We start from the raw sequence: 12,230 nt of genomic DNA, 5'->3' as shown, positions 1-12,230 counted from the left end.
TGTGCTCATGTGATCTACCTAACAGTCAAAGTGATTACTGCCAGTGTGGACACCGCCCGCCTGTCGCGTCTTGGCTTTGCAGGCAGAGTTCTTGACGATTCGCGCATCCGCGCCTCGGCCCTTTCGGTTCAGCCGCGGCGGGGACCGGCTCAGCCGGCCTGGGCGCTGCGGCGATACCCGGCGGGCGGCTGGCCGACGACGCTGCGGAACAGCCGGGAGAAGTGGGCAGGGTCGCTCAGTCCCCACCGGGCGCCGATGGCGGCCACCGGAGTCTGCCGTTGCCCGGGGTCGGCGAGGTCGAGTCGGCACTTCTCGACGCGCCGCCGCCGGATCTCCCCGGCCACGGTCTCACCGCTGCCTTCGAAGATCTGATGCAGGGTGCGCACCGAGATGAAGTGGGCGGCGGCGATGGTCGAGGGGGTGAGCTGCGGGTCCGAGAGATGAGCATCGATGTAGTCGGTGATCTCGGCACACAGTCGCTGCCGTTCGTCGATCTCACTGCCTGTGGCCGAGAGCTCATCGGCCATCACCGTGGTGAGCAGATCGACGACGTTGCCGGCCAGCCGCACACCGGTCGCCCGGCTGAGGGTCGGCAGCATGGCCCCGGCCTGGGAGATGACCTCGGCGACGACCGAGCCGAGCTGGTGGTCGGCACCGATCGGGGTGGCGGTGAGCTGACCGACTGTTCCGGCAGGAAGGTTGACCCGCGACTGCGGAAACATCATGACGTAGGACGAGAAGTCCGAATCGAAGCTGAGCGTATAGGGACGCGATGTGTCGTAGATGGCCAGCGAGCCGGGGGCCAGGGCCATCTCTCGCCCGTCCTGGACGAGCAGACCGTGCCCGTCGAGCTGCAGTGAGACCTTGAAGTAGTTCGTCCCGGCCGGGCAGCCGTGCGATTCCGATCGGGCTCGGGCGATCAGCTCGGGAGTGCGCAGGACGGCATGCGGGTGGGCGTTGATCTGCGACATCACCACGGAGTCGTAATCGCGCGCGCTGATGCGACCCTGGAATCCGCCTCGGCGCTGGGGTTCGGTATCGAGGGGGACGAACGAGTCCGAGACCAGGCTCCGCCAGTCGTCGAAGTCGTTCGCAGTGTCTTCAAGCAACATCGTCGTCCTCAGTTCGCTCGGCCCCGACCGCTGCGTCGAAGGCTCGTTGTCCGGTCACTCTATCCCCAAACGGCGGGGCAGTCACGACTTCGAGCCAGCTTACCGACCATTTGGTCATATATCTCCAGCAAAGCTCCCTCCACCCGGCTTACGTCGACCCCGTCGGATCAGCTCGACCGGCCGAGTCGGGCGATGAGATAGTCGAGCTGGGCCCGGAAACCGGCGAAGTCGAATCCGTACCCGCCGATGATCGCAGTGGTCTGCGCACCGAGGAAATACGTCAGGAGCACCTCGGCCTCCGATTCGATGTCGACCTCGCCCCGCAGCCGACCATCGGCATCGGCCTCACCGAGCCAGGCCACGATCCACGCCCGCCACAGCTCCATGGTCTCAGCGGTCGCGCGGGCATGATCGGGATTCTGGGCCACCTCGGCGAGATAGGACAGGACGACGCGGGCCTCATCATGTAGCTCCGGCGTCACCGGGAGCACCTCATAGGCGAAGGCACGCAGCGCATCGAGCCCACGCAGACCCGCCGTCGAGGTCGCCACCCTGGCATTCGTGGCCTCGAAGACGTAGAGATAGGTGGCCGCCAGCAGGTCTGCCTTCGACCCGAAATACGACTTGATGACTCCATTGGCGAAGCCCGCCTCAGTCGCGATATCGCGCATCGTCGCCCCATTCAGACCTTGGCGGACGATCAGGCGCAGCGTCGCCTGCACGAGGTCCAGTCGACGCTGGTCGTGGTCGACGATCTTGGGCATGGCTCCTCCACAGCGGTGCAGATCGAGTCTTGACTTTATTTCCTACGAGTGTAGATTTTAGCGTGACTCAGCCCACAGGCCCAGATTGCAAAGGTGCACCATGTCCTGCCATTCCTCCACTCCCGTCGCCGAGGCGACCACAGCCACCCCCTTCACCCTGCCGACCGAGGCCGAGATCTCGACCGTCACCGCGGTGCTGCGCTCGGCCGGGCACTTCCCCGACTCCGCACGCATGGCCTACATCGGCCTGCTCGATCCCGTGCGGGGCACGGATCGGACCACCGCCGAGGTGGATCGCCGCTTCCGTGCCTTCATCCTCGACAAGTCCGCCGGCACCGCCCACGATATCGTCGTTTCGGCGACCCGTGAGACGGTCGAATCCGTCGCCGAGGTGGACTCCACCGAAGAGGGCGAGTTCCCCGTCATGGAAGAGGAGTTCGAGGTCGTCGAAGAAGTGCTCGCCGCCGATCCGACGTGGCTGGCGAGCCTCGAGAAGCGCGGACTGCCCGTCGCAGAGGTGCGGGTGGCACCGTTGTCGGCCGGCGTCTTCGAATACCCGGAGGAGAAGGGACGGCGGATCCTGCGCGGGCTGGCGTTCCACCAGCAGCATGAGTCGGACTCGGCGTGGGCTCATCCGATCGACGGGCTCGTCGCCTATGTCGACGTCACGAACCGAACCGTCGACCAGGTCCTCGACCTCGAGAACGCACCGGTGCCCACCGAACACGGCAACTACACGGATCCCGAGCTGACCGGGCCCGTGCGGACTTCGCAGAAGCCGATCTCGATCACGCAGCCGGAGGGGCCGAGCTTCACGGTCACCGAGGGCAACCACATCGAGTGGGAGAAGTGGTCGTTCGATGTCGGCTTTGATATGCGCGAAGGCCTCGTCCTGCACAACATCGCCTTCGACGACGGTGAGCGCCGTCGCACGATCCTCGATCGGGCGGCGATCGCCGAGATGGTCGTTCCCTATGGTGACCCCTCGCCGGTGCGGTCGTGGCAGAACTATTTCGACACCGGCGAATACCTCGTCGGGCAATGGGCGAACTCGCTCGAGCTCGGGTGTGACTGCCTCGGCGATATCACCTATCTGTCTCCGTGGGTGGCGAACAACCTCGGCGAACCTCGGCAGATCAAGAACGGCATCTGCATGCACGAGGAGGACGCGTCGATTCTGGCCAAGCATTCGGACCTGTGGTCGGGTGTCGCCTACACCCGCCGCAATCGCCGCTTCGTCGTCTCGTTCTTCACCACGGTCGGCAACTACGACTACGGGTTCTATTGGTACCTCTACCTCGACGGCACGATCGAATTCGAGGCCAAGGCCACCGGTGTCGTCTTCACCTCGGCGCTGCCGAACGGGTCGACGGATTTCGCCTCCGAGATCGCGCCCGGTCTCGGCGCCCCGTTCCACCAGCACCTCTTCGGCGCCCGCCTCGACTTCGCCCTCGACGGCGGCACGTGCCGGGTCGAGGAGGAGGACGTCGTTCGTCTGCCGGTCTCGGACGACAATCCGCGCGGCAATGCCTTCAGCCGGTCTCGGACCGTTCTGGCGACCGAGTTGGCTGCGCAGCGGGATGCGGATCAGTCGAAGGCGCGGACCTGGGTGGTGACGAACCCGGAGTCGACGAACCGCCTCGGCGAACCGGTCGGGTACAAACTGCACCCGACGGGTCTGCCGACGCTGCTCGCGGCCGAGGATTCGTCGATCCATCGGCGTGCGACGTTCGCGTCGAAGTCGCTGTGGGTCTCGCAGTATCACGAGGACGAACGGTATCCGACCGGGGACTTCCCGAATCAGCATCCCGGCCATGCGGGGCTGCCGGCCTGGACGGCGGCCGATCGCAGTGTCGACGGGGAGGACATCGTCGTCTGGCACAGCTTCGGCCTCACCCACTTCCCGAGGGTCGAGGACTGGCCGATCATGCCCGTCGACACCGTCGGCTTCAAGCTGCGACCGGAAGGGTTCTTCGACCGCTCCCCTGTCCTCGACGTGCCCGCGCCCGAGTCCGGCTCCCCCTGCTGCGACTCCTGACCTCCCCAATTGCTACCCGACGGCGGCCCAGCAACCTGGCGCGAGGTTGCTGGGCCGCCGTCAGGTAGTTCGGGTGCGATTGGGCCGGAATTGACGATGCGCGCACAACCGTCGCCGACGGCTTGCCGAATCGTGCACACCTCGACCGCAGGCATTCCTCGGCGGTGACCGGCGTCACTAGCCTGAGGCCATGACAACCGAGCAGGAGGCAGGCAGCGTGGCCGCGAACATCACCAGTCATCCGACGACTTTCCCCACCGAACTCCCCGATGACCACTTCGACTACATCGTCGTCGGAGCAGGATCGGCCGGGTGCGTGATCACCCGCCGGCTCCTCGATGCCGGGAAGAAGGTCTGTCTCATCGAGGCCGGCGGGGACGAGACGAACCCGAACATCGACCATCTCAACAACCTCGGTCTCATCTGGCATTCGGCTCAGGACTGGGACTACTACACCACTCCGCAGCCGGCTGCGATGGACCGGAAGATCCATCTGCCGCGCGGGAAGGTGCTCGGCGGGTCGAATGCCCTCAACGCCGTCATCTGGGTCCGCGGTGACGCCTGGGACTACGACCAGTGGGTCGAATCCGGATGCCCCGGCTGGTCCTGGGACGAGGTCGCCCCTGTCTTCGCCGCGATCGAGAACTATGACGGCGAGATCACCGAGAACCGCGGCACCAGCGGGCCGATGGATGTGCGCGTCGACTACGCACGCAACCCCCTGCAGGAGGACATGTTCACGGCCGCCACACAGACCGGCGTGCCCGTCAACGACGACTACAACTCCGGCACCGTCGAAGGCATCGGAAAGATCCAACTCAATGTCCGCGACGGCAGACGGCTGAACACCTGGCGCGCCTACCTCAAGCCCCGCCTCGGCGATGAGAATCTGACGATCCTCACCTCCGCTCACGCCCGTCGGCTTCTCCTCGACGGGACCGCGGTCACCGGTCTCGAGATTGATTTCCGGGGACGGGTCGGCACTCTGTCCGCCGGCGAGGTCATCCTCTCGGCCGGCGCCCTGGCCTCGCCCGAGCTTCTCCTGCGCTCGGGCATCGGTCCCGCCGAGGAGCTTGCCGAGGTCGGCATCGACTCGGTCGCCGATCTGCTGGGCGTGGGCAAGAACCTCCAGGATCATTGGCTCTCACCGGTCGTCTTCGCCACCGGCGATCGGGAGGTGCCGATGGGAGAGGTCGCTCCGGCTGAGGTACATTTCTTTGCGAAGTCCCGACCGGAGCTGCCGGTCCCCGACACTCAGCCGCTGTTCTTCTCCGTGCCGATGTATGCCCAGGATGCTGCCCCTGCCGAGCAGACCGGACCGGGTCCCGGCGGAGCTTTCACTCTGCAAGGCGGCCTGGTGCGTCCCGAGAGCCGCGGCGAGGTCAGGCTCAGCGGGCCGAACCCGCAGGATCCGCTCGTCGTCGATCCGCAGGTGCTCTCCGCACAGGCCGATGTCGACGCTCTCGTCGCCTCGGTGAGGCAATGCCGTGAGATCGGGCGAGCCGAGGCCCTGTCATCGTGGCAGCCCACCGAGATCCACCCCGGCCCCGAGGTGGCCGACGAGGATCTCGAGGACTACGTCCGCGGGTCGGTCGTGACCTATCATCACCAAGCCGGAACCTGCCGGATGGGCACGGACGCCGAGGCGGTCGTCGACCCGGCCACGTTCGAGGTCCGGGGCGTGAGCGGGCTGCGGCTGGCCGATGCGTCGATTATGCCGTTGGTGCCGACCGGGAATACGAACGCTCCGACGATCATGATCGCCGAACGCGCCGCGGCCGCTCTCGTCGGCTCCCCCGCCGACGGAATCACCGCCCCAGCCTCTCACTGATTCCCCTTATTGCCACCTGACGGGGGCTCAGCAACCTGGCGCCAGGTTGCTGGGCCCCCGTCAGGTAGTAGGAGGCTGGTATCTTCTACTTCGTCGGCCGATCTGCAGACGAGAGGGACTGGGAGTGCACGAGGCAAGCGATATGACCGTCCCCGCACAGGAGCTGCTGGTGACGATCGGGACGGGCCTGCTCGCCGGTGGGATCTCGTCGGTCGATGTCGAAGACGCACTGACCGGACTGGCGCCTGCGGTCGGATTGAGGTCCATCAACGTTGCCGCCCTCCCCAAGGGCCTCTTCCTCACCATCGGCCCCGGCAGTCCCACCCGTTTCGAACGCATCGGCCCGGACCTGCGGTTCGACCAGACTGCGAAGCTGCTCGACATCGTCGATGCCGTGCGCTCGCGTCGGCTCGGCGTCGAGGCCGCCAGCCGCATGATCGAGGCCGAGGTCTATGGGACTCCTGCTCGCTGGCCCGGATGGGTGACCTGCCTCGGCGCGGTGCCCATCGGCGTCGGACTGTGTCTGCTGCTCGAACCCGGACTGGTCAACCTCGCCTTCGCCGCCCTCGGTTCGCTCATCGTCGCGGCAGTGCTCGCCGTCAACGCCCGCCACCCCAGCCTCGGACCGCTGCTGCCGGTCACCTCGGCGTTCATCGTCGCGGTGCTCATCCTCATCGGCTACCGCCTCGACTGGCTGGACAGTCCCCTGCGCACGATCGTCGCCACCCTGGCCCTGCTGCTGCCCGGCAGTGCCGTGGTCACCGGACTGACCGAGATCTCCGCCGGGGCATTGTCCGCCGGCAGTTCGCGGCTCGTCTCTGCCACCGTCCAGTTGGCGATGTTCATCGCCGGCGTCGCCGGTGCCGCTGTGGCCACCGGAACCGGGGTCGAAGCCCTTGCGAACTCCCAGCTGACCGCCTCGACCTGGTGGCTGTCGGCTCTCGGCGTGGCGGCCGCGACGCTGGGCCTCATCATCTATCTGCATACCCCACTCGAGCACACGGTGCCGATCGTCCTCACCATCGCCGCGGCCGCGCTGGCTCAGCTGGGTATCGGCGCCGAATTCGGCGCGGCCATCGGCGGGCTGGCCGGCGCTTTGACCGCATCGCTGGTGGCCGTCGTGCTCTCTCGCCTGCCGAAAGGGCCGATCTGGCGGATCAGCTTCGTGCCTGCGTTCCTCGTCGTCGCGCCAGGGTCGTTCGGGCTCCTCAACGCCTCGCAGATCGAATTCGGCGACGGGTCCGGGGTCGCCGGCAGCATGCTGGCGGCTGCGACCACGTTCTTCACCATCGCCATCGGCACGGTCATCGGCGCTGCCATCGCCCACGCGGTCGAACCCAAGGACGAAATCGTCGCCTGAGCCAGGCTTCCTGCTACCTGACGGGGGCCCAGCAACCTCGCGCCAGGTTGCTGGGCCCCCGTCAGGTAGCAATTGGGAGGAAAGTCAGGAGGGTTCTTCCTCCGCGAACGGAGTCGACGCCCGATCGAGACGGTCGACCTCGTCGGCGCTGAGCTCGAGTCCCGGTGCGGCCATGACCGCCTCGAGCTGCTCCGGCGTACGTGCCGAGGCGATCGGTGCCGTCACGCCCTTGGCCAACAGCCAGGACAGCGCCACCGTCGCCGGAGCGACATTGTGCGAATCAGCGATCGCGACGAGATCATCGACGACCTTGAGCCCCTCGGAGCCGAAGTACCCCTGCACCATTCCACCCCGGTCGGCCCCGTCGAGGTCGGCCTCGGTCCGGTACTTGCCGGTGAGGAAACCCGCAGCGAGGCTGAAGTAGGAGAACACCGCTAGATCTCGCCGCTCGGCGACCGGGCGCAGATCGGTCTCGAATTCCCTCCGATAGACGAGGCTGTACTGCGGCTGGATGGCCACCGGCTTGACCAGCCCTTCGTCCTCGCATGCGGCGAACCACCCGGCCAGACGCGCCGGCGAATAGTTCGACACGGCGATATGCGAGGCCTTACCGGAACGGACGATCTCATCGAAGACGCGGGCCACCTCGGCGATGGGGGTCACCTCATCGTCACGGTGGGCGTAGTAGAGGTCGACGTGATCGGTCTGCAGACGCTCCAGTGAGGCGTCGATGGCGGTGCGGATGTATTCGGGGTCCTGCGTCTTGTGGTCGGGATGGTCGCCGACCTTCGTGGCGATGACGACGTCATCGCGGTTGCCCCGCGAGGCCAGCCAGGTGCCGATGATGGTCTCCGATTCGCGACCGGTGTTGCCGGGCACCCATGCAGGGTAGGACTCGGCGGTGTCGAGGAAATTGCCGCCGCCGGCCACGAAGGCGTCGAGGACGGCATGGGACTGCGCCTCGTCGGCCGTCCACCCGAAGGTGTTCGTGCCGAGATTGATCGGGAAGACGGACAGGTCAGTGCCGGGAATCTGCTTCCGAGACGTCAAACTTTCCTCCATTCGTCGAATGCTCGGCCGCGTTTGGACCGCGCACCGACGTAACGGATGAGTGCGGAGGACTATTCCGCCGAGGCGGCCCGCCCGTATCCGCGCCCCGTGCGGGAGGTCGTGAACGCCGACGTTTCGTAGCCGGCGCGGGCCTCGGCCCGCGCCTGAGCGACTTGGTCGGGCACCATGGCACCGAAGACACGGTCCCGGATCGGCTGCGGCAGGAGTCCGACCAGTCGGGTCACCGGACCGATGAAACCGGGCACGGTGATCTCGAAACGGGGCCGGGTCACCGCGTCGACGACGGCGGCCGCGACATCGTCGGGACGCAGCAGCGGGCCCGCACCGGCGCCGGTCCCCGCGGCCAGGACGGTGTCGACGACGGCGGGCATGACGGCGGTGAAGTGCACCCCGGTTCCGCGCATCTCTGTGCGCACGGCCTTGAGGTAGCCGAGCACCCCGTGCTTGGTCGCCGCATACGTCGCCTCCCCCGGGGTCGGCAGAATCGATGCCGCCGAGGCGACCGTGATGAGGTGCCCGTGCCCGGCCTCGCGCATGGCAGGCGCGGCAGCCTTGATCCCGTTGATGACGCCGAGGAGGTTGACCTCGAGCTGCGCGCGAGCGACCGTATCCGGTTCCTCGTCGAAAGAGCCGACCCACATGATTCCGGCATTGTTGACGAGCACATCGACGGGTCCGAGATCGCGGCGGACGGCTTCGAGGAAATCGGCGAAGGAGTCCGGGTCGGTGACGTCGAGGCCGAAGGCAGCCACTCCCAGTTCCGCGGCGGTGTCCGCAGCCGCTTCACGATCGCGGTCGCCGATGGCCACCCGGGCGCCGGCGGTGGTGAAACGCGCGGCGATCGCCTTGCCGATTCCGCGTGCCCCGCCGGTGACGGCGACGACCTTTCCGCGCGTTGAGCCGGAGCGTTTCATGCGGCGGTTCCTCCCTTCTTCATCTCCCGGTCGATCTCCCACAGGTAGTGGTCGAAGTCGACCTCCATCGTGTGCCGGGGAGAGTCGTAGAACTGCTTCTTGTTCCGGCGGTCGTCGCGGGCCATCTCTCGGACCATGTCCCGACGGCTCGGCAGCTCGCAGTCTCCGGTGAGGATCTTCGCGACCAGCTTCGCCTGGGCCTCGGACAGCGGCATGACCGCGCCCACCGGTTGGAGCAGGCCGATGAAGAACAGACCGGGCCGATCGGGGTGGACCATCCGCTTCCACAGCGGCAGATCGTTGTTCTCGACGTCGACGACATCGGAGGACAGGAATGGGAAGGACACTCGGTAGCCGGTGGCCCAGACGATGAGGTCGGCCGGGGCTGAGGTTCCGTCGGTGAAGACGACGCGGTCGCCATCGAGGCGTTCGATCCCGGGACGCACCGTCACGGCACCGGCCTTGAGCCGATCCCGGATGGCATCGGATTGCACAGGGTGGGACTGGCCAGGCGCATGGCCGGGCACCGGCAGTCCGTACTTCTTCAACCCGCCGGAGAGGATCGCGCCGAGGCGCAGCCGGGCCGAGGTCATCCACCACGGAGCCCAGCCGGGCAGGACGATCTGGTCGGTGGCCATGCCCATGATCGTCTTCTTCATCACCCATTGGCCGCGTCGGATCGACAGGGTGACGGTGTTCGCCCGGTGCGAGCCCTCGACGGCGATGTCCATGGCCGAGTTGCCGGCACCGACGACGACCACATCGCGTCCGTCGAGCTGGTCGCCGCTGCGGTAGTCGTGGGCGTGGATCTGTTCACCGGCGAACTCCCCCGGGTAGGCAGGATCGGGCCAGCGGGCATCCCAATGATGGCCGTTGGCGACCATGACGGCGTCGTAGTGCCGAGTCTCCGACACGGCGTCCGGACCGGTTCCGGATCTGATGTCGACCTCCCAACCGCCATGGCCGCCTCGGCGAACATCGGTGACTTCGGTGTTGAAGGTGATCGTGTGACCGAACCCGAAGTGGTCGACGTAGTCGCGGAAATAGGCGAAGACCTGGTTGTGGCTGGCGTAGTGCGGGTAGTGCTCGGGCATCGGGAAGTCGGAGAAGGCCATGCGCGGGCACGAGGTGTTGATCTGCAGGGTCTCGTAGCAGGCGCTTTGACCGTTGGGGTTGCCGAAGAGCCATGTGCCTCCGATTTCGCTGCCTTTTTCGAAGCAGTCGAACGGGATCGCCGAGGTGTAGAGGGTCTTCGCGGCGGCGATGCCGGACGACCCTGCTCCGATGATGCAGACCTTCGGCAGTGAGGGGTCCGGGGCGATCGGAGCGGTGGGGGCCGGAGCGCGACGACCCTGTCGAATCATGTAAGCCATGTCACAGAGTATGCCAGTGAAAATAAGAATTTTCACTATAATGGGAGGATGGATTCTTCTCCGGCCCAGCCTTCTGCCCCACGTCGCTGGCACGGCACTCTGCGGTCGGAACGGGATTCGGCGCGTCGTACGCGCCTGCTCGACGCGGCTCTCGAGCTCTACGGAACGATCGGGTTCCGAAAGACCTCGGTACAGGCCGTATGCCAGGAATCGGGGGTCTCCAGCCGGTCCTTCTATGAGCTTTTCCCGACTCAGGAGAGCCTTCTCGAAGACCTCTACATCGAACTCAACGAGGAGATCTCCACGGCCCTCGACGAGGCGCGGATCCCCTCGAGCGCCACACTGGCCGAGGCCGCCGGGCTGATCGTCGGGGCGGCGCTGTCGCCGATGCTCGATGACGAGCGCAAGGCCCGCGTCCTCGAGGTCGAAGCCGTCGGCATCTGCGACTCGCTCGAGGAGCGTCGCCACGAGACGATGCGACTGCTGGCCGCCTCGGTGCGGGGAGCCTTCGACGAACTCGACCACGCCTACGGCCTCACCGCGCCGGCCGCTGCCGGCGACCTCACGAGCATCGTCCTCGTCGGTGGAATCACCGAGGCGCTCGTGCAGCGCATCCACACTCCCGCCGATGAGCGGTCTTCCCGGGATGAGTTCCTCACCGCCATCGCCGAGGTGGCCCTGCGCGCCCATGGCATCGCCGACCGCCAATTCCGCCTCCGCCCGGTGTGATGGTGCCGCGGGCACGGCGGGGGCCGGTGGTGCCGTCCGGGCCGACGGTCAAGGCTCACCTGAGGAGACGGTCCATGCGACGGTCGGAGAGCTTCTTGCCTCCGGTCTGACAGCGGGGGCAGTATTGGAGGGATTTGTCGGCAAAGGACACCTCGGCGATGGTCTCCCCGCAGACGGGGCACGTCTCGCCGGTGCGGCCGTGAACGGAGAATCCGCGTTTCTTCGCGGTTTTGATCTTGCCCGGCGGCAGGCCGATGAGCCTGCTGCGGGCGGTGTCGAGTACCTCGTGGATGGCGGTGTGCAGTGTCTGCGAATCGACGGTCTTCGCGGTCGCGAATGGGGAGAGTCGGGCGGCGTGGAGGATTTCGTCGGTATAGGCGTTGCCGAGGCCCGAGATGATTCTCTGATCTTCGAGGACCGTTTTGATGCGAGAGGTCGACTCGGACAGTGCGGCGGCGAGTTCGTCGACGGTGAGGCTCAGGGCGTCGGGGCCGAGCGAGGTAAGGGCGGGCACCTCGGAGAGGTCGCGGACGAGGGAGACGGCAGCGTTCTTCTTCGATCCGGGTTCGATGAGGTCGGCGGCGGCACCCGAGGCCAGTCTCACCCGCATTCCCAATGGCCCTCTGCCCATCCGGATCGGACCGCTCGGTGCGGTGTCGTGCCAGGTCAGCCAGCCCATGCGGGCGAAACGGCAGACGAGGTCGAGACCGTCGAAGCCGATGATGAGGGCCTTCCCGCGGCGGGCCGCCTCGGTGATTTCGAGTCCCGCGAGCGCATCGATACTCGGGTCGACGGTCTTGAGCAGGCTGAGTTCGGCGATGTCGGCGCGCGTGACGAAGTCCCCGACCAGCCGCGGACGCAGGAAGTCGACGAGCGCGTCGACCTCGGGCAGCTCCGGCATAGTCCCAGTATCCTCCTCACCCCACGATCCCAACACCCCCAATTGCTACCTGACGGCGGCTCAGCAACCTGGCGCGAGGTTGCTGGGACGTCGTCGGGTAGTTCGCAGACGCACATTCCCGGTCTCGGGAGGTGACC

The 12,230-nt window shown here is 66.7% G+C and carries 10 protein-coding genes; 4 read left to right on the top strand and 6 right to left on the bottom strand.

Annotation, left to right across the window (positions count from 1 at the left end):
• Positions 1-149 precede the first annotated feature (149 nt).
• Both QYM46_RS04025 and QYM46_RS04020 read right to left on the bottom strand, forming a co-directional pair.
• Entirely contained in the window at positions 150-1,112 is a 963-nt protein-coding gene (locus QYM46_RS04025) for a helix-turn-helix domain-containing protein (RefSeq protein WP_432790958.1), read from the bottom strand.
• 167 nt (positions 1,113-1,279) lie between these two features.
• Positions 1,280-1,876, bottom strand: a complete 597-nt coding sequence (locus tag QYM46_RS04020) for a TetR/AcrR family transcriptional regulator (protein ID WP_169251419.1) — start codon at positions 1,874-1,876, stop codon at positions 1,280-1,282.
• A gap of 100 nt (positions 1,877-1,976) precedes the next feature.
• Here QYM46_RS04020 and QYM46_RS04015 point away from each other — a divergent pair, with 100 nt between their 5' ends.
• The 3 genes from QYM46_RS04015 (at position 1,977) to QYM46_RS04005 (ending at position 7,105) form a co-directional block, all read left to right on the top strand.
• Positions 1,977-3,914, top strand: a complete 1,938-nt coding sequence (locus QYM46_RS04015) for a primary-amine oxidase (RefSeq protein ID WP_432790957.1) — start codon at positions 1,977-1,979, stop codon at positions 3,912-3,914.
• A gap of 190 nt (positions 3,915-4,104) precedes the next feature.
• Positions 4,105-5,745 carry a GMC family oxidoreductase gene (locus tag QYM46_RS04010; protein ID WP_432790956.1) on the top strand — a complete coding sequence of 547 codons (1,641 nt, stop codon included), beginning with the start codon at positions 4,105-4,107 and terminating at the stop codon, positions 5,743-5,745.
• A gap of 142 nt (positions 5,746-5,887) precedes the next feature.
• The gene (locus QYM46_RS04005; RefSeq protein WP_169251416.1) at positions 5,888-7,105 is read left to right on the top strand and encodes a threonine/serine exporter family protein; all 1,218 of its coding nucleotides are present in this window, start codon (positions 5,888-5,890) and stop codon (positions 7,103-7,105) included.
• An 84-nt stretch (positions 7,106-7,189) separates the two neighbouring features.
• On the opposite strand, the gene QYM46_RS04000 is transcribed toward QYM46_RS04005, so the two are convergent.
• From QYM46_RS04000 to QYM46_RS03990, 3 genes are read right to left on the bottom strand one after another with little or no spacing between them, the layout of a single operon-like run.
• Positions 7,190-8,167, bottom strand: coding sequence for an aldo/keto reductase (locus tag QYM46_RS04000; protein ID WP_169251414.1), 978 nt, complete (start codon positions 8,165-8,167; stop codon positions 7,190-7,192).
• A 59-nt stretch (positions 8,168-8,226) separates the two neighbouring features.
• Positions 8,227-9,090 (bottom strand): SDR family oxidoreductase, encoded by an 864-nt coding sequence (locus tag QYM46_RS03995; protein ID WP_169251413.1) that lies wholly within the window; start codon positions 9,088-9,090, stop codon positions 8,227-8,229.
• Positions 9,087-10,463 (bottom strand): flavin-containing monooxygenase, encoded by a 1,377-nt coding sequence (locus tag QYM46_RS03990; RefSeq protein ID WP_432790955.1) that lies wholly within the window; start codon positions 10,461-10,463, stop codon positions 9,087-9,089. The genes QYM46_RS03995 and QYM46_RS03990 overlap by 4 nt, the downstream gene beginning before the upstream one ends.
• A 48-nt stretch (positions 10,464-10,511) precedes the next feature.
• Between QYM46_RS03990 and QYM46_RS03985 the strand changes: the two genes are divergently transcribed.
• Positions 10,512-11,192: a TetR/AcrR family transcriptional regulator gene (locus tag QYM46_RS03985; RefSeq protein WP_432790954.1), complete on the top strand. Its 681-nt coding sequence runs from the start codon at positions 10,512-10,514 to the stop codon at positions 11,190-11,192.
• Between the two features lie 55 nt (positions 11,193-11,247).
• On the opposite strand, the gene QYM46_RS03980 is transcribed toward QYM46_RS03985, so the two are convergent.
• Positions 11,248-12,093, bottom strand: coding sequence for a DNA-formamidopyrimidine glycosylase family protein (locus QYM46_RS03980; protein ID WP_432790953.1), 846 nt, complete (start codon positions 12,091-12,093; stop codon positions 11,248-11,250).
• Positions 12,094-12,230: the final 137 nt, after the last annotated feature.

The sequence above is a fragment of the Brevibacterium sp. K11IcPPYGO002 genome, from assembly GCF_050920635.1.
Classification (GTDB): Bacteria; Actinomycetota; Actinomycetes; order Actinomycetales; family Brevibacteriaceae; genus Brevibacterium.
This window is presented reverse-complemented; position numbering and strand designations above follow the sequence as displayed.

Bases quoted from the DNA above. Each gene is read 5' to 3' on its own strand.
- QYM46_RS04025 (WP_432790958.1), bottom strand. From the start codon at position 1,112: ATGTTGCTTGAAGACACTGCGAACGACTTCGACGACTGGCGGAGCCTG.
- QYM46_RS04020 (WP_169251419.1), bottom strand. From the start codon at position 1,876: ATGCCCAAGATCGTCGACCACGACCAGCGTCGACTGGACCTCGTGCAG.
- QYM46_RS04015 (WP_432790957.1), top strand. From the start codon at position 1,977: ATGTCCTGCCATTCCTCCACTCCCGTCGCCGAGGCGACCACAGCCACC.
- QYM46_RS04010 (WP_432790956.1), top strand. From the start codon at position 4,105: ATGACAACCGAGCAGGAGGCAGGCAGCGTGGCCGCGAACATCACCAGT.
- QYM46_RS04005 (WP_169251416.1), top strand. From the start codon at position 5,888: ATGACCGTCCCCGCACAGGAGCTGCTGGTGACGATCGGGACGGGCCTG.
- QYM46_RS04000 (WP_169251414.1), bottom strand. From the start codon at position 8,167: ATGGAGGAAAGTTTGACGTCTCGGAAGCAGATTCCCGGCACTGACCTG.
- QYM46_RS03995 (WP_169251413.1), bottom strand. From the start codon at position 9,090: ATGAAACGCTCCGGCTCAACGCGCGGAAAGGTCGTCGCCGTCACCGGC.
- QYM46_RS03990 (WP_432790955.1), bottom strand. From the start codon at position 10,463: ATGGCTTACATGATTCGACAGGGTCGTCGCGCTCCGGCCCCCACCGCT.
- QYM46_RS03985 (WP_432790954.1), top strand. From the start codon at position 10,512: ATGGATTCTTCTCCGGCCCAGCCTTCTGCCCCACGTCGCTGGCACGGC.
- QYM46_RS03980 (WP_432790953.1), bottom strand. From the start codon at position 12,093: ATGCCGGAGCTGCCCGAGGTCGACGCGCTCGTCGACTTCCTGCGTCCG.